Annotated in this window: 22 protein-coding genes; 11 read left to right on the forward strand and 11 right to left on the reverse strand. The window is 66.7% G+C overall.

Features of this window, described 5'->3' with window-relative positions:
• Positions 1–96 precede the first annotated feature (96 nt).
• Positions 97–1,584, forward strand: coding sequence for an AMP nucleosidase (amn, locus tag KSS94_RS03315; protein WP_217841641.1), 1,488 nt, complete (start codon positions 97–99; stop codon positions 1,582–1,584).
• Positions 1,585–1,590: 6 nt separating this feature from the next.
• Entirely contained in the window at positions 1,591–2,208 is a 618-nt protein-coding gene (locus KSS94_RS03320) for a pseudouridine synthase (protein WP_217841642.1), read from the forward strand.
• Positions 2,209–2,259: 51 nt separating this feature from the next.
• Here KSS94_RS03320 and KSS94_RS03325 read toward each other — a convergent pair whose 3' ends face one another.
• Complete coding sequence (locus KSS94_RS03325; protein WP_013974331.1) at positions 2,260–2,463, reverse strand: DUF2788 domain-containing protein; 204 nt, start codon at positions 2,461–2,463, stop codon at positions 2,260–2,262.
• A 53-nt stretch (positions 2,464–2,516) separates the two neighbouring features.
• Positions 2,517–2,993 (reverse strand): Lrp/AsnC family transcriptional regulator, encoded by a 477-nt coding sequence (locus KSS94_RS03330; protein WP_003249795.1) that lies wholly within the window; start codon positions 2,991–2,993, stop codon positions 2,517–2,519.
• 379 nt (positions 2,994–3,372) lie between these two features.
• Between KSS94_RS03330 and KSS94_RS03335 the strand changes: the two genes are divergently transcribed.
• On the forward strand, positions 3,373–4,203 hold the full coding sequence (locus KSS94_RS03335; protein ID WP_217841643.1) for a DUF6515 family protein: 831 nt from the start codon (positions 3,373–3,375) through the stop codon (positions 4,201–4,203).
• Positions 4,204–4,296: 93 nt separating this feature from the next.
• On the opposite strand, the gene KSS94_RS03340 is transcribed toward KSS94_RS03335, so the two are convergent.
• The gene (locus KSS94_RS03340) at positions 4,297–5,166 is read right to left on the reverse strand and encodes a cation diffusion facilitator family transporter (RefSeq protein WP_217841644.1); all 870 of its coding nucleotides are present in this window, start codon (positions 5,164–5,166) and stop codon (positions 4,297–4,299) included.
• A gap of 25 nt (positions 5,167–5,191) precedes the next feature.
• Positions 5,192–5,611 (reverse strand): periplasmic Zn2+ metallochaperone PmcY, encoded by a 420-nt coding sequence (pmcY, locus tag KSS94_RS03345; protein ID WP_217841645.1) that lies wholly within the window; start codon positions 5,609–5,611, stop codon positions 5,192–5,194.
• A gap of 117 nt (positions 5,612–5,728) precedes the next feature.
• Here pmcY and hrpB point away from each other — a divergent pair, with 117 nt between their 5' ends.
• On the forward strand, positions 5,729–8,257 hold the full coding sequence (gene hrpB, locus KSS94_RS03350) for an ATP-dependent helicase HrpB (RefSeq protein ID WP_217841646.1): 2,529 nt from the start codon (positions 5,729–5,731) through the stop codon (positions 8,255–8,257).
• A 72-nt stretch (positions 8,258–8,329) separates the two neighbouring features.
• Here hrpB and KSS94_RS03355 read toward each other — a convergent pair whose 3' ends face one another.
• The 3 genes from KSS94_RS03355 to KSS94_RS03365 form a co-directional block, all read right to left on the reverse strand.
• The gene (locus KSS94_RS03355) at positions 8,330–9,424 is read right to left on the reverse strand and encodes an endonuclease/exonuclease/phosphatase family protein (protein WP_217841647.1); all 1,095 of its coding nucleotides are present in this window, start codon (positions 9,422–9,424) and stop codon (positions 8,330–8,332) included.
• Positions 9,425–9,516: 92 nt separating this feature from the next.
• On the reverse strand, positions 9,517–10,002 hold the full coding sequence (locus KSS94_RS03360) for a hypothetical protein (protein ID WP_217841648.1): 486 nt from the start codon (positions 10,000–10,002) through the stop codon (positions 9,517–9,519).
• Positions 10,003–10,171: 169 nt separating this feature from the next.
• Positions 10,172–10,828 (reverse strand): YciC family protein, encoded by a 657-nt coding sequence (locus KSS94_RS03365; RefSeq protein WP_217841649.1) that lies wholly within the window; start codon positions 10,826–10,828, stop codon positions 10,172–10,174.
• Positions 10,829–10,983: 155 nt separating this feature from the next.
• Between KSS94_RS03365 and KSS94_RS03370 the strand changes: the two genes are divergently transcribed.
• Positions 10,984–11,742, forward strand: a complete 759-nt coding sequence (locus tag KSS94_RS03370; RefSeq protein WP_217841650.1) for a DUF2076 domain-containing protein — start codon at positions 10,984–10,986, stop codon at positions 11,740–11,742.
• A 103-nt stretch (positions 11,743–11,845) separates the two neighbouring features.
• Positions 11,846–12,325, forward strand: a complete 480-nt coding sequence (locus KSS94_RS03375; protein ID WP_217841651.1) for an NYN domain-containing protein — start codon at positions 11,846–11,848, stop codon at positions 12,323–12,325.
• Positions 12,326–12,398: 73 nt separating this feature from the next.
• On the opposite strand, the gene KSS94_RS03380 is transcribed toward KSS94_RS03375, so the two are convergent.
• On the reverse strand, positions 12,399–12,860 hold the full coding sequence (locus tag KSS94_RS03380) for an Lrp/AsnC family transcriptional regulator (protein WP_217841652.1): 462 nt from the start codon (positions 12,858–12,860) through the stop codon (positions 12,399–12,401).
• A 155-nt stretch (positions 12,861–13,015) separates the two neighbouring features.
• On the opposite strand from KSS94_RS03380, the gene yedA reads away from it, so the two are divergent.
• Together yedA and rhlE1 are read left to right on the forward strand one after the other, a co-directional pair.
• Positions 13,016–13,909, forward strand: coding sequence for a drug/metabolite exporter YedA (yedA, locus tag KSS94_RS03385; protein WP_217841653.1), 894 nt, complete (start codon positions 13,016–13,018; stop codon positions 13,907–13,909).
• A gap of 131 nt (positions 13,910–14,040) precedes the next feature.
• On the forward strand, positions 14,041–15,372 hold the full coding sequence (gene rhlE1 / locus KSS94_RS03390) for an RNA helicase RhlE1 (RefSeq protein WP_217841654.1): 1,332 nt from the start codon (positions 14,041–14,043) through the stop codon (positions 15,370–15,372).
• A 117-nt stretch (positions 15,373–15,489) separates the two neighbouring features.
• On the opposite strand, the gene KSS94_RS03395 is transcribed toward rhlE1, so the two are convergent.
• The 3 genes from KSS94_RS03395 to pmrG all read right to left on the reverse strand — a co-directional run bounded on the left by KSS94_RS03395 (position 15,490) and on the right by pmrG (position 18,775).
• The gene (locus tag KSS94_RS03395; RefSeq protein WP_225935835.1) at positions 15,490–16,731 is read right to left on the reverse strand and encodes a TIGR03862 family flavoprotein; all 1,242 of its coding nucleotides are present in this window, start codon (positions 16,729–16,731) and stop codon (positions 15,490–15,492) included.
• A gap of 149 nt (positions 16,732–16,880) precedes the next feature.
• The gene (locus KSS94_RS03400) at positions 16,881–17,795 is read right to left on the reverse strand and encodes a histone deacetylase family protein (protein WP_217841656.1); all 915 of its coding nucleotides are present in this window, start codon (positions 17,793–17,795) and stop codon (positions 16,881–16,883) included.
• Positions 17,796–18,091: 296 nt separating this feature from the next.
• Positions 18,092–18,775 (reverse strand): lipopolysaccharide core heptose(II)-phosphate phosphatase PmrG, encoded by a 684-nt coding sequence (gene pmrG / locus KSS94_RS03405; protein WP_217841657.1) that lies wholly within the window; start codon positions 18,773–18,775, stop codon positions 18,092–18,094.
• A 183-nt stretch (positions 18,776–18,958) separates the two neighbouring features.
• Between pmrG and KSS94_RS03410 the strand changes: the two genes are divergently transcribed.
• The 3 genes from KSS94_RS03410 (at position 18,959) to KSS94_RS03420 (ending at position 21,073) form a co-directional block, all read left to right on the forward strand.
• Positions 18,959–19,528 (forward strand): GNAT family N-acetyltransferase, encoded by a 570-nt coding sequence (locus KSS94_RS03410; RefSeq protein ID WP_217841658.1) that lies wholly within the window; start codon positions 18,959–18,961, stop codon positions 19,526–19,528.
• Between the two features lie 88 nt (positions 19,529–19,616).
• Complete coding sequence (gene tesB / locus KSS94_RS03415; protein ID WP_217841659.1) at positions 19,617–20,486, forward strand: acyl-CoA thioesterase II; 870 nt, start codon at positions 19,617–19,619, stop codon at positions 20,484–20,486.
• Complete coding sequence (locus KSS94_RS03420; protein WP_217841660.1) at positions 20,483–21,073, forward strand: HAD family hydrolase; 591 nt, start codon at positions 20,483–20,485, stop codon at positions 21,071–21,073. Before tesB ends, KSS94_RS03420 begins: the two co-directional genes overlap by 4 nt.
• Positions 21,074–21,170: the final 97 nt, after the last annotated feature.

The raw sequence follows: 21,170 nt of genomic DNA on the forward strand, positions 1-21,170 counted from the left end.
TGACTGGGCGTGGGAGCGGGCTTGCCCCGCGAAAGGTTCAGCGCCGACTATCGGGGATGTATTTACCCGGCAACCTAGGCAAGATGGTCGTCATGCATGTCTGAAGACAGGAACCCCAGCGTGAGCCAAGCGTTTGAAGTCGTTGCTACCCCCGAACAGGCCGTCGACCGTCTGGCGGCCCTGCATGAACAGGCTACCGGCGCCCTCAGCCAGGCCCTCAAGCGTTACCTCAAAGACCGCACCGAACCGAGCGACGAGGAGCGCGGGCTGTTCCGCTACCCGGCGCTGCGCCTGACCTACTACAGCCAGGGCGAAGTCGCCGCCACCACCCGCGCCTACGCCAAGGTGCAGGTGGCCGGCACCTACAGCGTCACCGTCACCCAGCCCTCGGCGTTTCGCGGTTACCTGCTGGAGCAGTTGCGCCCCTTGATGCACGACTACACCGTCACCGTCGAGGTGGGTGTCAGCGAGCAGAGCATCCCGTACCCCTATGTGGTCGACCAGGGCGACGAACTGGCCGGCAGCGGCATCACCGCCGCGCAACTGGCACGGGTGTTCCCCAGCACCGACCTGTCGGCGGCCACCGACAACATCGCCGACGGCCTGTACGACTGGGAAAGTGCCGAAACCCTGCCGCTGGCGCTGTTCGACGCCGCCCGCGTGGACTTCTCGCTGCGCCGCCTGGTGCACTACACCGGCAGCGACTGGCGCCACGTGCAGCCGTGGATCCTGCTGACCAACTACCACCGCTACGTCGATCAGTTCATCGCCCACGGCCTGGAACAGCTGCGTGAAGACCCGCGCTTCGTGCGCATGGTGCTGCCCGGCAACGTGGTCATCGAAAAGGCCATGGACAACGGCGAGGCCCAGGCGCTGGTGGCAGGGGTGGTCTGGCACCGCTACCAGATGCCGGCCTACCACCTGATCGCCGCCGACGGCGACGGCGTCACCCTGGTCAACATCGGCGTCGGCCCGTCCAACGCCAAGAACATCACCGACCACCTGGCGGTGCTGCGCCCGCACTGCTGGCTGATGATCGGCCACTGTGGCGGCCTGCGTCAGTCGCAGACCATCGGCGACTACGTGCTGGCCCACGCCTACATGCGCCGTGACGGCATCCTCGACCGCGTGGTGCCGCCGAACATCCCCATCCCGGCGCTGGCCGAGGTGCAACTGGCCTTGCAGGAGGCGGCAGCGCAGGTTACCGGCGAGCGTGGCGAGCAATTGAAGAAGCGCCTGCGCACCGGCACCGTGCTCACCTACGACGACCGCAACTGGGAGCTGCGCTGGGCCCAGGAACGGCCGCTGATCAACCTGTCCCGCGCCGTGGCGGTGGACATGGAAAGCGGCACCATCGCTGCGCAAGGCTACCGCCTGCGGGTGCCTTACGGCACCTTGCTGTGCGTGTCGGACAAGCCGCTGCACAGCGAAATCAAGCTGCCCGGTTCGGCCAACGCCTTCTACAACCGCGCGGTCAGCCAGCACCTTAAAATCGGTATCGCCGCCCTCGACCTGCTGCGCACCGAGCTCAACTCGCTGCACTCGCGTAAACTGCGCAGCTTCGATGAGCCGCCGTTCCGCTGAGGATCCATGCCCCCGCCACCCCGCAACAACCCGCGCCGCCCTGCCGGCCCTCGGCGCCAGCCCAAGGCGCCGCCGGCCGAGCCGCGCCTGATCCTGTTCAACAAGCCGTTCGACGTGCTCACCCAGTTCAGCGACGGCGAGGGCCGCGCCACGCTCAAGGATTTCATCGATATCCCCGGCATTTACCCGGCCGGGCGCCTGGACCGTGACAGCGAAGGCCTGCTGCTGCTGACCAACGACGGGCGCCTGCAGGCGCGTATCGCCGACCCCAGGCACAAGCTGGCCAAGACCTATTGGGTGCAGGTGGAAGGTGAGCCGGGCGAGGAGCAGTTGCGGCGTTTGCGCGAGGGTGTCGAGCTCAACGATGGCCCGACGCTACCGGCCGAGGCGCGTTTGCTGGAAGAGCCCGAGCTATGGCCACGCAACCCGCCGGTACGTTTTCGCAAGAGCGTGCCGACCGCGTGGCTGGAGCTGGTGATTCGCGAAGGGCGCAACCGCCAGGTACGGCGCATGACCGCAGCGGTGGGGTTGCCGACCCTGCGTCTGGTGCGGGTGAAGATTGGCGACTGGTCGCTCGAAGGGCTGGAGCAGGGCTGCTGGCGTGAGGTGGCGGCGAAGCTGTGATCGCCATCGCGGGGCAAGCCCGCTCCAACGGTTACCGTAGAAGCTGACCCGTTACACCCCTTCCAGAAACCCCACCACCACGCTTTTGATGATGAACGCCAGCACCCCGAGCCCGAGCACGAAGAACAGGATCAGCGTACCAAAGCGCCCGGCCTTGGACTTCTTCGCCAGGTCCCAGACGATGAAGCCCATGAAACCGATCAGCACGGTCACCAGGATGATCATCATCCACTCTTCGAATACGGCGGGATCCATCAGCTCACTCCGGGCAGGTTGAAAACCCGATCATACGCCGGGTTGGCTGCGATTCAACGGAGGTGGGTCAATGGCAGCTCGGTACTGGCCAGCACCTGGTTGAGCACGAAGCTCGAACGCACGCTGGTCACCCCTTCAATACGGGTCAGGCTGCCGAGCAGCAGTTTCTGGTAGTGGTCCATGTCCGGTACCACCACCTTCAGCTGATAGTCGGCGTCCATTCCGGTGACCAGGCTGCATTCGAGCACCTGCGGCAGGTTGCGGATCGCCGCCTCGAAGGTTTCGAAGCGCTCGGGGGTGTGGCGGTCCATGCCGATCAGCACGTAGGCGGTCAGGCTCAGGCCGAGCTTCTTGCGGTCCAGCAGTGCCACCTGGCGCGAGATATAGCCGTCGTCTTCGAGCTGCTTGACCCGCCGCGAGCAAGGGGAGGGCGACAGGCCGATACGTTCGGCCAGTTCCTGGTTGGAGATGCGCGCATCGCGCTGCAATTCGGCAAGAATGCTCAGGTCGTAGCGGTCGAGCTTGCTCATGAAAGGGGCCTTTTCTATCCGGATTGCGGTGAATTATCGAACCTGAGTGAAAAATTGCGCAAGTGCCATTTATCAGAGCAATCTTCGCAATCCTGTGCCCCGCGCCCTGGCCTATCTTTAACACCAGAATCACTGCCCGGACATCAGTCCACGGCGACACGCCCCAGGCGGGCGGTCGCGGCCAGCGAACCAACAGGGTTCGTCAGCCCCCGGGCTACGCACTGTCCAGAAGACGGCGCGAGGTGAGCCGGTGTCACAAGCACCGAGCACGGACAACAATTCCCGAAGGGAGGCCGCAAGGCCTCCCTTTTTTAATGCTTGCGATTCGAGCCGCGCGGTAGACTGGTGCCATGCAGTTTCCCTGATCGAGAGGCACAACATGAGGTCGCGCATCTGGCAGTTGGCAGGTGTTGGTTTGCTGGGCATGGTCATCAGCCTGGGTGCCCTGGCCCAAGGGCCGGGCGATGGCCCGCAGGACCCCAATGGCAACGGCAATGGCGGGCGCGGCTCGCCGCTCAATTCCCGCGATGAGGTGCGCCAAACCCAGCAGCCGCGCCAGGGTTACTACCAGGATATCCCGCGTCGCCAGGGCGACAACCGCCACTGGCAGGCCGGCGGGCCCGGGCAGCGCCCGGGTGGCGACTGGGCCGGGCGCCCGGACGGGCATGGCAACGGCTGGGGGCCGGGGCCGCAGTATCGCCCGGGGCACAATGTGGACCGCTTCCCGGACCGTTATTGGAAAGTGCCGTACCGTGGGCAGGACTACTTTTACTCCGGTGGTTACTGGTACCGCCCCCATGGCAGCAGCTATGTGGTGGTGACGCCGCCCTATGGGGTGAGTGTCGGCTACCTGCCATCCTATGCCCGTGAGGTATGGGCGGGTGGCGCGCTGTATTTTCTGGTGGCCGACACTTACTACCAGTACATGGGCGACAGCCAGCAGTACGTGGTGGTCAACCCGCCGGTGGCGGCGCCTGCACCGATGCCGGTGCAGCAGCAGGGCACGCCCTACGACGTGGTCGCCTACCCGCTGTACGGCCAGGGGCCGCAGCAGCAGGAGCAGGACCGGTACCAGTGCCATCGTTGGGCGGTGAGCCAGTCCGGCTTCGACCCGGCCACCGCCACCGCCGCGCCGCCGCTGCAGGTGGCCGACAGTTACCGGCGGGCGCTGGGGGCTTGTTTGAGCGGGCGGGGTTACAGCACCAATTGAGGTTTGGCCCAATCGCCGGCAAGCCGGCTCCTACAGGCGATTGCGTTCCCTGTAGGAGCCGGCTTGCCGGCGATGAGGCCCTGACAGGCAACCCTAAACCGGGTCGGCATGCACCATCACATCGGCCCGCGGGTAACGCTGGCGTATCGCCGCCGATGCCTGCACGCACAATTCATGGGCCTGCTCCAGCGGCAACGCCCCCGGCAACTCCAGGTGCACCTGCACGAACCACTGGCTGCCCGATACCCGTGTGCGCAAATCATGCGCCCCCTTGACCCCGGGAATCGCCAGCACCACTTCGAGCATGCGCTCACCGATGTCGGCAGGCAGTTCCTGGTCCATCAAGATCGCCGTGCTCTCGCGGGCAATCTGCACCGCGCTCCACAGGATGTACAAGGCAATGCCCAGGCCGAACAGGGCATCCAGCTGCGGCCAGCCGAACTGAGCCAGCAGCAGGGCCAGCAAAATACTGCTGTTGAGCAGCAGGTCGGAGCGGTAGTGCAGCGAATCGGCGCGCACGGCGGTGGAGCCGGTGAGGCGCACAACCTTGCGCTGGAACGCCAGCAAGCCCAGGGTCAGCACCAGCGACAGCACCATCACAACGATGCCGGCAGCGGTATCCCCCAGGGGTTGTGGCGCCTGCAGCCGTTGCACCGCCTGCACCGCGATCAGCACCGCACTGACCCCGATGAACAGCGCCTGGGCCATGCCGGCCAGGGCCTCGGCCTTGCCATGGCCAAAACGGTGGTCGTCATCGGCCGGGCGCAGCGCGTAATGCACCGCCAGCAGGTTGAGGAAGGAGGCCACGGCATCCAGCGCCGAGTCAGTGAGCCCGGCCAGCAGGCTCACCGAGCCGCTCAGCCACCAGGCCACGGCCTTGCTCAGCACCAGGATGCTGGCCACGCACAGCGAGGCGCGGGTGGCCAGGCGCAGCAAGCGTTTGTGTTCGGCGCTCACGGTCATGCTGCGGGCCTGGCAGAAGGAGGGGTCAGGCGGCCGGTACCAGGCCGAAGGCAGCCAGTTGCTCGACGCTGCCGCGGTGCTGGATCAGCCGTGGGTCGTCCAGCGGCAGGCGCTGGCCCAGTTCGCTTTCGAGAATAGCCTGCAGCTTGGCCTTGTCGACCTGGCCGTCGGCGTTGACCGCCGGTTTGAGCTTGGCCGGGTCGATTTGCGCGGTCTTGCCGCCGGGGTAGTAGATGGCGCCGGTGGCGAAGTCGATGCCGAAGGCGATCAGGCCGGGGATCACATAAAACAGAATACCGATGGCGTCCATTGCCACAACGACGGGGTCGATCTTGCCTTCGATCTGACCGCGGCGGTCAGGGTAGAAAATCGTGCCGCAGGCCGTCATTTGGGTCAGCAGGGTGGCGATCAGGGCGCCACCGATGACGCGGGAAGGGATACGCATGTGTCTCTCCGGAAAGTAGCACTACAAGGGCAAGGCAATTCGTCTCGCCTGAAGCTCAGACCATGATTGGGCTGCCTCGGTTCGCCGTTATACTCGGACGATTGTTCGAGGACCACCATGATTTCATTACCGATCGATGCCGTATTGGCCCAATTGCGCCACGCCTTGGGCGAGCGTCACGAAGCCGTGCTCGAGGCGCCTCCCGGCGCCGGCAAGACCACCCGCGTGCCGCTGGCGCTGCTCGATGAGCCCTGGCTGGCCGGGCAGACCATCCTGATGCTCGAACCCCGCCGCCTCGCCGCCCGCGCGGCAGCCGAGCGCCTGGCTTCGGAGCTGGGTGAAAAGGTTGGCGAAACCGTGGGCTACCGCATTCGCCTGGACAGCAAGGTCGGCCCGAACACCCGCATCGAAGTGGTCACCGAGGGCATCCTGGCCCGGCGTCTGCAAAGCGACCCGGCGCTCGACGGCGTGGGCCTGCTGATTTTCGACGAATTTCACGAGCGCAGCCTCGACGCCGACCTGGCCCTGGCCCTGAGCCTCAACGGCCGGGCGCTGTTGCGTGACACGCCGGCGCTTAAAATCCTGCTGATGTCGGCAACGCTCGAAGGCGAGCGCCTGTCCCGGCTGCTGGACGACGCACCGGTGGTCAGCAGCCAGGGCCGCATGCACCCGGTGGATATCCGCTGGGGCCGGCCATTCCAGCCCGGTGAGTTCATCGAGCCTCGTGTAGTGGATTGCGTGCTGCAGGCCCTGGCCGACGAAACCGGCAGCCTGCTGGTTTTCCTCCCCGGCCAGGCCGAGATCCGCCGGGTGCACCAGGCCTTGCAGGAAGCCATCGGCGAACGCCCGGGCATATTGCTGTGCCCGCTGCACGGCGAGCTTGAGCTCAATGCCCAGCGCGCCGCCATCGAGCCTGCGCCCAAGGGCCAGCGCAAGGTGGTATTGGCCACCAACATTGCCGAGACCAGCCTGACCATCGATGGTGTGCGCGTGGTGATCGACGCAGGCCTTGCGCGGGTGCCGCGTTTTGACCCCGGCAGCGGCATGACCCGCCTGGACACCCAGCGCATCTCCCGCGCCAGTGCCACCCAGCGCGCCGGCCGCGCCGGGCGCCTGGAGCCGGGGGTGTGCTACCGGCTATGGTCCGAGGCCCAGCACGAGCAGTTGGCGGCCCACGGCAGTGCCGAGATACTCCAGGCGGACCTGGCCGGCCTGGCCCTGCAACTGGCGCGCTGGGGCGTTCCGCCAGAGCAGTTGAGCTGGCTCGACCAGCCGCCGGCAGCGGCCTACGGTCAGGCCCAGGACCTGCTGGCCCGGCTTGGCGCCTTCAAGCCCGGCAGCCGCGACAATCTCAGCGCCCATGGCCAGGCCATGGCCGAGCTACCCGCCCACCCGCGCATCGCTCACCTGTTGCTGCGCGGCCAGGGCCTGGGCCTGGGCCATATGGCCTGCGATGTCGCAGCGCTGCTGGGCGAACGGGATATCCAGCGCGGCGGTGGCGCCGACCTGCACGCGCGCCTGGCGCTGCTCAGTGGCGAAAGCAAGGCCGCCCGAGGTGGCCAGGGCGGTGTACAGCGCGCCCGCCAGCTGGCCCGGCAGTACCGCGGGCAACTGCGCGGCAAGCCCGGCGCAGCAGTGGCCGACCCCGACCACCCACGCTGGCTCGGCGCCTTGCTGGCGCTGGCCTACCCCGACCGGGTGGCACAGCAGCGCCGCGAAGGTGGTGCCGAGTACCGCCTGGCCAATGGCCGCGCGGCGCTGTTCAGCGAAGCCGACGCACTGATGAAGCAGCCTTGGCTGGTGATCGCCGACCTGGGCAGCCGCCAGGGCCAGCGTGAAGAACGCATCTACCTGGCCGCCGAGTTCGACCCGGCGCTGTTCGAGGGTGTGCTGGCCGAGCAGGTCGAAACCCTCGACCTGCTGGACTGGGATGAGCGCGAGCAGGTGCTGCGCGCTGAGCGCCAGCGCAAGGTCGGCGAGCTGGTGCTCAGCCGCGAACCCTTGCCAGGCCTGGACGATGACGCCCGCGCCCGGGCACTGCTCGGCCTGGTGCGACGCAAGGGCCTGAACCTGTTGAGCTGGACCCCGGAGCTGCGCCAGTGGCAGGCGCGGGTGGCGCTGTTGCGCCAGCTCGACCTGGCCAAGGACGGCCACAGCGAGTGGCCCGACCTTGCCGACGCAGCCCTGCTGGCCAGCCTCGAAGACTGGCTGCAGCCGTACCTGGGCAAGGTCTCGCGGCTGAGCCACTTCTCGGCCCTGGACTTGCCATCGATGCTGCGCAACCTGCTGCCCTGGCCGCTGCCCCAGCGCCTGGAAGAGCTGGCGCCATCGCACCTGAACGTGCCCTCGGGCTCGAACATCCGCCTGGACTACAGCGAGCAGCCGCCGATCCTCGCCGTGCGCCTGCAGGAGCTGTTCGGTTTGGCCGACACCCCACGCATCGCCGGTGGCCGCCAGCAGGTCAAGCTGCACCTGCTGTCGCCGGCGCGCCGGCCGGTGCAGGTCACTCAAGATCTGGCCAACTTCTGGCGCACCACCTATGCCGAGGTGAAGAAGGACCTCAAGGGCCGCTACCCCAAACACTACTGGCCGGACGACCCGCTGGTGGCCGAGGCGACTGCGCGGGCCAAGCCTAGGGGCACATAGGAGGCCCATTCAATCTGTGCCGGCGATCACCGACGCAGCCGGTGCCCCCCAAAAAACCGGTGGGGCATTACCTCACGGCCGTCGCGACACACCCGGCTGCGGCATCTGCAACGTCGCCATCACCGGCAGGTGATCGGAAATCTGCAACGTATCGTCCAGCAGCACCTGCCCCTGCTCACGCAGCAGGCGCGGGCTGTGCAGCAGGTAGTCGAGGGTGCGGTCGGGCCCGGTGACGGTCGGGTCGTTGGGGAAGTGGGTCAGCCAGGCACTGCGCTCGGCACCACTGGCTTCGGCATTGCTGGGGATCATCGGGTACTTGTCCCACAGCAGGTGCAGGTCGCTGTCGGCCGGGTAGCTGCCACGCTGCGCCGGTGGCAGGCGGCGGTACTGGCCAAGGGGCAGCAGGTTGAAGTCGCCGCCGATCAGCCAAAGTGTGCCCTGGGTCTCCAGGCGGTCGAGGACCTTGGCCACATGCCGCACCTGGCGCAGTTGCAGGTCACTGCCGGTGTGATAGGGCGAAAGTTGCGTGTTGAGCACTGCCAGACGGCTGCCGTCGCTCACCGGCAAGTAACTGACCAGCACCGCCGGCTGGCGCTCGCGCAGCCGGGCCAGGGCATCGTCGGCGGCATTGGGCAGTTGCAGGCGCTCGGCCTTGTCGATGGGGTAGCGGCTGAGGGTGGCCAGGGTGCGGCCGACGCTGCCTAGAATGTGCCGGTCCGGTACGAAGCCGGCTTTCCAGTCATAGGCCTGCACGCTGCACGGGTAGAGGTCGGCCAGGCGCTCGCGCAGCAGCGCAAGCTGGTCCTGGTAACCGCTGGCCTTGGCGTCGCGGTCCAGTTCCTGCAACAGGACGATATCGGGCTGTTCGGCGCGGATCACCCGGGCCACCTCGTCGAGGTTGAAGGCCAGGTCTTCGGTGCTGGGGCGGGTGTCGTTGCCATGGCCCTGGTCGTACCAGAACACGTAGCGCTTGCCGGCCAGGTACTGCACGTTCCAGGTCATTACCTTGAGTGACTGCCCCGGGCTCAGCGGTGCGGCGCTGCCCTGGCAGGCCAGCGGAACCGCCTCGCGCGGCGCAGGTTGCCAGCCGAGGTGCTCGGCCAGCAGCCACAGGGCAATCAGCAGCAGAAGCAGGAACAACAAGGTATTGCGCAGTAGGCGGATCATCGGCTCGGCTTGTGCAGGCAGGTCGGGCGAGCATAACCGAGCCGTTCGTCGGCATGCCAGTCGGCTGCTGCATAGCCAGGCCGGCTAAGGCTTCAGGCCCGTACGATCAGCCATTGCTGCTCTGCACCGTTACCCACTGTCAGGTAACCACTGCCGGTTTCCACCTTGACCAGTTGCCCCAGGTGGTCGCGTATCCGGCAGCGCAGTTCGTTGCCCTGGTAGGCCAGGGGCTCGAGCTTCCAGAAACCCTCGACGCTTGCATGCTTGTACAGCCCCAGGTAGCCATTGCGGCTGGCCGCCAGTTTTCGGTCACGGTCACCGCCCAGCGCCAATTCATAATGCAGCCGGTCGGTGGTGCTCGAAAGGTAGTGAAAGTGCAGCGTGATGGCATCTGCCGTGCCCTTCACCCGCAACCAACCGTCGTCCAGCGTGCTTTGCTCGCTGCCACCACTGGGCGAGGAGGGGGCATAAAACGTGTCAAGGTGGGTGACCGGGACTTTGCTGCTGCCATTGAGCAAGAACAGCGTGGCTGAGAATGCTTGCGTGGCCCAGCTCGGCGCTTGGGTTGGCGTCATCATGAAAGCTCCTCGTGATCGGTGGCCTTGGCAACTGCGCGTTGGCCGTGCCGAACCACTTTGCCGGCTGCGCCTGTCGGGTTGCAGGCCGATACGCTTCCTCTGCAGCATTGGCGTCGCAATCAGCAGCGTGTGTCAGCCTGTCTGGACCCGCTTGAGCACAAAGCGCAACTCAAGCCGCTGCTTCACTCTCCAGCAGCATGAACAGCCGGTACAGCACCACGGTGCTGAACAGCTGCAAAAAGCCGTTGAGGCTGTCCAGCGCCAGTTGCACGCCCGGTTGCGGGTCGGGGAAGGCGGTCAGCAGCAGCCCGTCGATCAGCCACAGCGGCGCCAGCACCGAAAGCATGCACACCATGATCCGCAGGAAGTGCCCGGTGGTCATGCGCGCGCTGGTGCGCATGGCCTCGACCACCGGCAGCCCGCGCAGCACCAGCAGGTATTCGGCGAACACCAGGTTCACCATGATCCATACCCCCGGGAAGATGAACAGCGCCAGGCCCGCCATGATCAGCAGCGAGCTGATGAGTATCAAAAGGGCCAGCGCCGGCCACAGCTGAACGGCGCGGGCGAACAGGTTGCGCTTGGCCACCGGCTCGCCGTTGCTGCGGGTGTCCAGGTAAAGAATCAACGCTGCGCTGTACAGCGGGTAGAACAGCAGGCTCACCAGCATGCCGTAGGCCGGCGAGGCCTGCTCGCCCAGCTGGTTGTACAGCAACTGGGTGGCCAGGGCCTCGAGCACCACCAGCGGCAGGCACAGTTGCAGGATGTTCGCCAGGTGGCGGCGGAAGAAGTACAGGGAGTCGCGCAGAACGCTCAGCGGATTCATCGGTCAACATCGCATGGCAAAAAAGCAGGGCATCACTTTAGCCCAGAGCGCACACATGCTGAAAAATGTTTCATGGCCAAAACGTTGAATCGGCACTGCCGGCCCCCCATCTTTGACGCTGTCCGATGCCCTGTTCAGCGCACGAGGTTGCCCCGATGAACACTGAAGAACAAACCCTGATCGACGGCCTGTTCGGCCGTATCAAGCAAGCCGAGGACCCGGCCCAGCCGCGTGATGCCCAGGCCCAGGCGCGTATCGAGGAGCACCTGCGCCAGCAGCCGGCGGCGCCTTACTACATGGCCCAGGCGATTCTGGTGCAGGAAGCGGCGCTCAAGCGCCTGGACGAGCAGAACAAGCAGCTTGAAGAACAGCTCAAGCAGGCCCGCGCCCAGCAGGACGCCGCCCGCCCTGCCGCCGGCAACAGCGGCGGGGGTTTTCTCTCCGGCCTGTTCGGTGGTGGCACGCGCAGCCCGGCCCCCGAGCCTCAGCGTTCGGTGGCGCCACCACCAACTTCGAGCGGCGGTGGCTGGCGTGATTCGGCGCCCCAGGCCTATGCAGCGCCACAGCCACAGCCACAGCCGCAACAGCAACAAGGCTTCGGCGCAGCGCCTGCGCGCAGCGGTGCAAGCAGCTTCCTTGGCGGCGCCATGCAGACTGCTGCGGGCGTGGCCGGTGGCGTGCTGCTGGCCCAGGGCATCAGCAGCCTGTTCAACCACCACTCGCAGCCTGAAGAGGTGGTCGAGGTCATCAAGGAGGAGCCGGCACCGGCCAGCGACCCAGGTGGCTGGAACGACCAGGGCGGCCAGCAGCAGGTGGCCGACAACGGTGGCTGGGGCAATGACCAGGGTGGCTTTGCCGATACCGACTACAGCGGTGATGACGGCGGCTTCTTCTCCGACGACGACTACGTCTGAGGGCTCTGGCATACTCGCTGACATTCCCGGGCGCGCGTTGCGCGCCTTTCGCGGCACAAGGGCTGCATGGCAGCCCCGCCCACGCCCCAGCGGAGTATCAGGTTTGAAAAAAATCGCACTGTTCGCCGACGTGCAGAACCTCTACTACACGGTTCGCCAGGGCCACGGCTGCCATTTCAACTATGCCGCGCTGTGGGCCGATGTCAGCCGCGAAGGGCAGATCGTCGAGGCGCTCGCCTATGCCATCGACCGCGGCGACAGCAAGCAGCAGCAGTTCCAGCAGATCTTGCGCAACCTGGGTTTCGAGGTGCGCCTGAAACCCTACATCCAGCGCGCCGACGGCTCGGCCAAGGGCGACTGGGACGTGGGCATCACCCTGGATGTGATCGAGGCCGCAGCGCGGGTCGACCAGGTGGTGCTGGCCTCCGGTGATGGCGATTTCGACCTGCTGCTGGAGCGGGCGATGCAGCGCCATGGCGTAGAGACCGTGGTGTATGGCGTGCCGGGGCTGACCGCGTTGTCGGTGATCCGCGCCGCCAGCCGCTATGTGCCGATCGAGGGCAAGTTGCTGCTCAAGCATTGATGCTCATAAGCGTCAGGCTCGCGCTGCACCTGTAGGAGCCGGCTTGCCGGCGATAGGGCCAGCACCGGCAGCATCACCCCTTCCTGCCCTCCAGATGCCCCAACGGCACCCGCCGTTCCACCGCGCTGGACAGCACGATCGAGGTCTTGGTGAAGCCCAGCTGCGCGATGCGGTTGATCAGCGCTTCCAGTTCAACCATCGATACCACGGCCCCATGGATGATCACGCAGGGGTCGCCGGTCACCCGGTGGCATTCGGTGATTTGCGGAATGGCCGCCAGCTGGGCATAGGCATGGTGGGTATCATGGCTGCCATGGCTGGCCAGGCGCAGTTCGATGATGCACTGCACCGGCAGGCCGATTTTCTCCAGGTCGACCTTGGCGGTATACCCTGTAATCACCCCGCTGGCCTCGAGCTTGGCTACCCGCTCGGCCACCGCCGGGGCCGAAAGGTTAACCTGGCGCGCCAGCTGCGCGTAGGTGGCCCGGCCGTTTTCCAGCAGGGCGGCGAGGAGCATGCGGTCGTACTTGTCCATGGCGATTCCTGGTGACTTTGCAAAGCATGGCAAACTCGCTGAATAACCATTTTTTGCAAAGTGTTTCGGTGATTTAAAGTCGCTTTGTAACTTAAGTTTGCGCAAGGGCCTTTCTAAACTAAGCCACCCGTAAACGGATTTCGAGCCCTTCTGCCATGCCTGCCTCCCGTCGCTTCCCGTTGCTGCTCATCGGCGCCTTTCTTGCCCTGTACCTGGTGTGGGGCTCCACCTACCTGTTCATCCGCATTGGCGTGGAATCCTGGCCACCGATGCTGATGGCCGGGGTGCGCTTCATCATTGCCGGCAGCCTGCTGTATGGTTTTTTGCGCTGGCGCGGGGCGCCGGCACCGACCTGGCCGCAATGGCGCTCGGCGGCGGCCATCGGCTTTTTGCTGCTCAGCTGCGGTAACGGCGGGGTGACCCTGGCCGAGCACGCCGGCGTCGCCTCGGGCGTGGCGGCGCTGGCGGTGGCCACCGTGCCGCTGTTCACCCTGGTGTTCGGGTTGCTGTTCGGCCACCGCAACTCGCGCCTGGAGTGGGCGGGCATCTTCCTCGGGCTGGCCGGCATCGGCTTGCTCAACCTCGGCTCCAACCTGCAGGCCAGCCCCATGGGCGCGGCGTTGATTTTGTTCGCGGCCGCTGCCTGGTCGTTCGGTTCGGTGTGGAGCAAGACCCTGCCATTGCCCAAGGGCGCCATGGCCAGCGCCGCCGAGATGCTTGCCGGTGGCGCCGCGCTGTTGATCGGCAGCGCCGTGAGCGGCGAACGCATGACCCAGATGCCGACCGCAGCGGGCTGGGGCGCGCTGGCCTACCTGGTGTTCTTCGGCTCGATCCTGGCGTTCAGCTCGTACCTTTATCTGCTCAAGCACGTGCGCCCGGCGGCGGCCACCAGTTACGCCTACGTCAACCCGGCGGTGGCGGTGCTGCTGGGCATCGTGTTCGCCGGCGAGAGCATTGGCGCCGAGGAGTGCATGGCCATGGCGGTGATCATCGGCGCGGTGGTGCTGATCGGTTTGCCGCAATGGCGCAAGGCGCCTGCGGCGGCCTGATGGCGTAACAGGCGTGGGGGCGATTTTATTGTGTTGCCGGTGATGGCCTCATCGCCGGCAAGCCGGCTCCTACAAATGCAACCCATTGCGTTAAACTTGCCGCCTTCGCTGAACCCCCTGACGGTACCACCATGAATTTCGCCAAACTCGGCCTGATCGAACCGCTGCTGCGCACCCTGCAGAAGCTCGACTACAGCACCCCAACCCCGGTCCAGGCCAAGGCCATCCCCGCCGTGCTCGCCGGCCGCGACCTGATGGCCGCCGCCCAGACCGGCACCGGCAAGACCGCAGGCTTTGCCCTGCCGGTGTTGCAGCGCCTGGCCCTGGAGGGCGAGAAGGTGGCCGCCAATTCGGTGCGCGCCCTGGTGCTGGTACCCACCCGGGAGCTGGCCGAGCAGGTGCACGCCAACGTGCGCGAATATGCCGAAGACCTGCCGCTGTCCACCTACGCGGTGTACGGCGGGGTCAGCATCAACCCGCAGATGATGCGCCTGCGCAGGGGTGTCGACCTGCTGGTGGCCACCCCGGGCCGGCTGCTCGACCTGTTCCGCCAGAACGCCATCAAGTTCGGCCAGGTGCAGACCCTGGTGCTCGACGAAGCCGACCGCATGCTCGACCTGGGCTTTGCCGAAGAACTGCAGTCGGTATACGCCGCCCTGCCGCGCAAGCGCCAGACGCTGCTGTTCTCGGCCACCTTCTCCGAGCAGATCCGCATGCTCGCGGGCCTTGCCCTGAACGACCCGCTGAGCATCGAGGTCAGCCCGCGCAACGCCACCGCCAGCACCGTCAAGCAGTGGCTGGTGCCGGTGGACAAGAAGCGCAAGGCCGACCTGTTCTGCCACCTGCTGCGCAAGCAGCGCTGGCAGCAGGTGCTGGTGTTCGCCAAGACCCGCAAGGGTGTGGACGAGCTGGTCGAGCGCCTGCTGGGCGAGGGCATCAACGCCGACGGCATTCACGGTGACCGCCCGCAGGCCACCCGCCAGCGCGCGCTGGACACCTTCAAGGCGCGTGAAATCCAGGTGCTGGTGGCCACCGACGTGGCCGCTCGCGGCCTGGACATCGACGACCTGCCGCTGGTGGTCAACCTCGACCTGCCGATCGTCGCCGAGGACTACGTGCACCGTATCGGCCGCACCGGCCGGGCGGGCAACAAGGGCGAGGCGATTTCGCTGGTGTGCGCCGATGAGGTGAACCTGCTGGCCGCAATCGAGACGCTGATTCGCCAGCAGCTGCCGCGCCACGAAGAGCCGGACTTCATCCCCGACCACCGGGTGCCGCAGATCGATGCCAGCGGGCAGGTGGTGAAAAAGCCGAAGAAGCCGAAAAAACCTAAAGAGAACAGCGCCAAGCGCGGCCTGGGGCGCTGGATGGACAGCGCCGACTCGGGCCCGGCAACGCCTGCGGTCAAGGCCGTGCGCAAGGTGCCGAGCTTTGGCGGCAAGCCGGCCAAGCGCAAGCCTTGAGGGCCTCATCGCCGGCAAGCCGGCTCCTACAGGTCACGGGTCAATGCTGACAATCGCGTACCCCCTGTAGGAGCCGGCTTGCCGGCGATTGGGCTGCAAAGCAGCCCCGGCATTCGTTCAGGCTTTACCCGCCAACCAATCCGCCGCCGCCAGCCCTGCCTTCAACCCGCTGGCAAAACACGCCGTCAGCAGATACCCCCCGGTCGGCGCCTCCCAGTCGAGCATCTCGCCGGCACAGAACACCCCCGGCAGCCCGCGCACCATCAACCCCTGGTCCAGCCCCTCGAAGCGCACGCCACCGGCGCTGCTGATCGCCTCGTCCAGCGGCCGGGTGCGTACCAGCTCGATCGGCAAGGCCTTGATCGCCGCTGCCAGGCGTGCAGGCTCGGCGAAGGTGGCCGGGTCGGTCAGCTCGCGCAGCAGCGCCGCCTTCACCCCATCCAGGCCCAACTGGCTGTGCAGGTGCTTGGCCATCGACCGCGAACCGCGGGGCTTGGCCAGGGCCTGGGCAATCTTGTCCACAGGCTTGTCGGGCAACAGGTCGAGCAACAACGTGGCGTGGCCGTCGCGGTTGATCGCGTCACGCAGCGCTGCCGACCAGGCGTAAACCAGACTACCCTCGACCCCTTGCGCTGTGAGAATGAACTCACCCTTGCGCATGGCCGCGCCAGGCACGGCCAGGGCGATGTTCTTGAGCGGCGCGCCGGCGAACTTGTCGGTGAGCACCGCGCTCCAGCCCTGCACTTCGAAACCGCAGTTGCTCGCCAGCAATGGTGAGATATCCACACCCCGCTGGTTCAACAACGGCACCCAGGCGCCGTCCGAGCCCAGGCGCGCCCAACTGCCGCCGCCCAGGGCCAGCACCACGGCATCGGCCTGCACGCTCAGTTCGCCCTGTGGATAACTGATCTGCAAGCTGCCATCGGCGTTCCAGCCCAGCCAGCGGTGGCGGGTGTGGATAACTACCCCGCTGTCGCGCAGGCGCTTGAGCCAGGCGCGCAGCAGTGGCGCGGCCTTCATGTCGCGGGGGAATACCCGGCCCGAGGTGCCGACGAAGGTTTCGATGCCCAGGCCGTGAATCCACTGGCGCAGGGCGTCGGCATCAAAGCCCTGCAACAACGCCTCGACCTCGCCCTGGCGTGCGCCATAGCGGCTGACGAACGCCGGGTAGGGCTCGGAGTGGGTGATGTTCATGCCGCCGACCCCGGCCAGCAGGAACTTGCGGCCCACCGACGGCATGGCGTCGAACACCTGCACGGCCACGCCGCGCCGGGCCAGGGCCTCGGCGGCCATCAGGCCGGCAGGGCCACCACCGATGACGGCGACGAGGGGGCGGGCGGTGCTGTGGGATTCGGACATGGCGGGCGACGGGCTGTGGAAAAGGTCGCGCATTCTACCCCAGGGGGCTGTGCACAACCACTGGTCAAAAAATGATCATGTTTCTGCAGCCCAGGCAGGCAAAGGGCTGGCGCGGCTTTCCCGCAGGTTATCCACAGGCGGTTCCACAGTCATTGTGAACAACCGATGACACGCGCCGCGCTGTGGTGAAGGATGCCGTGGCGCCGGGCCAGGGCTTGCCGGTCCTTGCTGTAGCCGCCGCCGATCACCCCCACCACCGGGATGTCCCGGCCCAGGCACTGGCGCATCACCCGTTCATCGCGCTCTGCCAGGCCTTGGTCGGTCAGGTTCAGATAGCCTAGGGCGTCGTCCTTGTGCACATCCACGCCGGCGTCGTACAGCACCAGGTCTGGCTGGTACAGCGGCAGCAGGTAGTTGAGGGCATCGTCCACCACTTTCAGGTAGGCGCTGTCGTTCATGCCGCGCGGCAGGGGGATGTCCCAGTCGCTCTGGGCCTTGCGCGCAGGGAAGTTCTGCTCGCAGTGCAGCGATACGGTGATGGCCTCGGGGGTGTCGTGGAGGATGCGCGCGGTGCCGTCGCCCTGGTGCACGTCGCAGTCGAAAATCAGCACCCGGTGCACGCGGCCAGCCTCCAGCAGGTAGCGGCTGATGACCGCCAGGTCGTTGAAGATGCAAAAGCCCGCCGGGTGGTCGTAGTGGGCGTGGTGGGTGCCGCCGGCCAGGTGGCAGGCGATGCCGTGCTGCAGGGCCATTTCGGCGCAGAGCAGCGAGCCGCCCACCGCGCGCACGGTGCGCCGGGCCAGGGCCTCGCTCCACGGCAGGCCAAGGCGGCGCTGGTCTTCGCGGGACAGGTCGCCGTTCATGTAGCGCTCGATGTAGCTGCGCTCGTGGGCCAGGGCGAGGATGTCGTTGGGGCAGATTTCCGGGCGCAGCAAGGCGGCATCGGTGGTCAGGCCGCTTTGCACCAGGTGGTCGCGCAGCAGGCGGAACTTGTCCATCGGGAAGCGGTGGTCGGCGGGGAATTCGGGGCTGTAGTCGTCGTGGTAGATCAGCGGCAGGGGCATGGGGCGGTGTCGTGGTGGGGGCCTGGGCTGATCTTGCCAGTTTTTGTGCATGCTCTGCGGATTACCTGGGGCACAAGTGCCCAAACCTGTGGGAGCAATTGTCTTGCTCAACTTCTAAAAGCTGGTGCGATCCCTGTGGGAAGCGGCCTTGCCGGGGCGCCGTCCGGTCGAGATGGGGCGCGTAGCGGCCCCGACAATTTTGCATGATGCCAAAATCCTGGGGCCGCTTCGCGCCCCATCTCGACCGGACGGCGCCCCGGCAAGGCCGCTTCCCACAGTGGTCCGCTAGGAACCTGTTACCTGCCGGTCGACGCCAATACCCGCTGCCACTCCGGCTCGTTCATGCGCCCAAGGATGCGCGCCTTGCCGTTGCCGTCCACCGACACGAACAACGCACTGGCGTAGCCGCTCTCGCGCTCACCACCCGGCACATGCTGCTGGCGCTGGAAATGGTCGATGCAGCCGTTGTGGGTCACCAGCACCAGGTTGTGCCCGGGGCGCTTGCGCGCCAGGGCTTCGCCGGCGAACTGCTTGTCGCAGGTTTCCAGCCAGTCGGCGGTGGCCACTTCCTGGCCGAGCAGGTAGTGCGCGGTCTGGCGGGTGCGCAGTTTCGGGCTTACCAGCATGTCCGCCTCGGCCAGGCCCAGCCGTTGCAAGCCCTGGCCAACCCGGGTGGCGGCCTCGCTGCCGGCCACGGTGATGCCGGTGCTGTCGTTCAGGCAGGGCCCGGGGGCGCTGTCGCAGCGTTCGGCGTGGCGGATCATCACCAGCACCGCACCGTCCTGCCAGGCCTGCAGCAGGCCGCTGTTACTCAACTGTTGCTCGTTGCCAAGGTCCACGATGTGAGTCCTCGTCGCTAGCCAGGCGGCCAGCGCGGTCAGTACCACGAGTACGCCGATGGCGCTGCCCGTCGCCAGACGCGCAAGCGGGCGGCGCAGGCGGGCCTGGCTGGCCGGGTTGTCCAGGGTATTGGAAAGCATCTGTCACTCCGATGGCATTGCGGCGTCGACGTGTGGCCGCTGTATTTGCCGGCATTCTCGGCAGTGGCCTGTCCGCACCCGGTGAAGCCGATGTGAAAAAAACATCGCTAGCCGGCACAGGGGTGAAACTTCGTTCATCGGCCTACGCTGTAGACTGGCAAGCCGCCATTTCGGAGCCGCCCGATGACCCCCATCCCCGCACTGGAGAGCGCCCGCCTGGTGCTGCGCCAATGGCACGACGACGACCTGCGCGAGTTCGCCGCGATGTGCGCCGACCCTCAGGTGATGCGTTACTTCCCCGCGCCCATGACGCGTCTGGAAACCGCAGCGCTGATGGGCCGCATCCGTGGCCATTTCAACGAGTACGGCTATGGCCTGTGGGCGCTGGAGCGCAAGGACAGCGGCGCGTTCATCGGCATGACGGGTCTGCTCAACGTCAACTTCGACGCGCCGTTCGGCCCGGCGGTGGAGATCGGCTGGCGCCTGGCCCGGCGCCACTGGGGGCTGGGCTTTGCCAGCGAGGCGGCCTGGACCTGCCTGCGCTGCGCCTTCGCCCAGCTGCGCCTGGAGGAGGTGGTGTCGTTCACCACCGAGAGCAACCTGCCGTCGCAGAAGGTGATGCAGGCCATCGGCATGGTCCAGGACCTCGACGGCAGCTTCGAGCACCCGCGCCTGCCCGAGGGTGACCCGCTGCGCCCCCATGTGCTGTACCGCATCGACCGTGCACGTTGGGAAAGCACCCTGCGAGGCTGACCGGTTTGCCCCTCGACGGCAGCGCTGACAAACCCTGTATCATCTGCAGCCATAACAGCGCCGTATTGCCTTGCCAGGAGAACCTTTCATGAGCCATGTGCTGGACGACCTTGTCGACCTGTTGAGCCTCGAATCCATCGAAGAGAACCTGTTCCGCGGCCGCAGCCAGGACCTGGGTTTCCGCCAGCTGTACGGCGGCCAGGTGCTTGGCCAGTCGTTGTCGGCGGCCAGCCAGACGGTCGAGGACGCGCGCCACGTGCATTCGCTGCACGGCTACTTCCTGCGCCCGGGCGATGCCAGCATGCCGGTGGTGTACTCGGTGGACCGCGTGCGTGATGGCGGCAGCTTCAGCACCCGGCGGGTGACGGCGATCCAGAAGGGCCAGCCGATCTTCACCTGCAGTGCGTCGTTCCAGTACGACGAAGAGGGCTTCGCGCACCAGGCGCAGATGCCCGATGTGGTCGGCCCGGAAAACCTGCCCAGCGAGGTGGAGTTGGCGCGCAACATGGCCGAGCGCCTGCCCGAGCGCATCCGCGACAAGGTGCTGTGCGCCAAGCCCATCGAGATCCGCCCGGTGACCGAACGCGACCCGTTCGACCCCAAGCCGGGCGACCCGGTGAAGTACGCCTGGTTCCGCGCCGACGGCAGCCTTCCGGACATCCCCGCGCTGCACAAGTACCTGCTGGCCTACGCCTCGGACTTCGGCCTGTTGACCACCTCGCTGCTGCCCCATGGCAAGTCGGTGTGGCAGAAGGATATGCAGATCGCCAGCCTTGACCATTCGCTGTGGTTCCACCAGAACCTGCGTGCCGACGAGTGGCTGCTGTACGCCACCGACAGCCCCTGGGCCGGCAATGCCCGTGGCTTCTGCCGTGGCAACATCTACAACCGCGCCGGCCAACTGGTGGCCTCGTCCACCCAGGAAGGCCTGATTCGCCACCGCAAGGACTGGGCATGAACCTGGCCGCGATTCGCCATTGGGTGTTCGACATGGACGGCACCCTGACCGTGGCGGTGCACGACTTTGCCGCCATTCGTGAAGCCCTCGAGATCCCGGCCGAACACGACATTCTCACCCACCTGGCTGCACTGCCGGCACAGGAGGCTGCGGCCAAACATGCCTGGCTGCTGGAGCACGAGCGTGACCTGGCAATTGCCTCGAAGGCGGCCGAAGGGGCGGTGGAGCTGGTGCGCGAGCTGGCTGCGCGGGGGTGCCGCCTGGCAATCCTCACCCGCAATGCCCGGGAGCTTGCGCATGTCACCCTCGAGGCGATCGGCTTGGCGGATTGCTTCCCGGTCGAGCACATTCTCGGTCGCGACGAGGCAGCGCCCAAGCCGAACCCGGATGGCCTGCTACAGATCGCCCAGGCCTGGGGTGTTGCGCCGGCTGAGCTGGTGATGGTCGGCGACTACCGCTTCGACCTCGACTGCGGCCGTGCCGCCGGCACCCGCACGGTGCTGGTGAACCTGCCGGACAACCCCTGGCCGGCGCTGGCTGACTGGCATGCGGCGGACTGCCGGGCGTTGAAGAAGCTTCTGGGCTGATCTGCGTTCCCTGTAGGAGCCGGCTTGCCGGCGATGAGGCCAGCAGCCCAGGCACAAATCGCTGCTTGCCAGGCCCGGCCCTATCGCCGGCAAGCCG

Origin of the sequence: Pseudomonas fakonensis (genome assembly GCF_019139895.1) — a bacterium.
Classification (GTDB): Bacteria; Pseudomonadota; Gammaproteobacteria; order Pseudomonadales; family Pseudomonadaceae; genus Aquipseudomonas; species Aquipseudomonas fakonensis.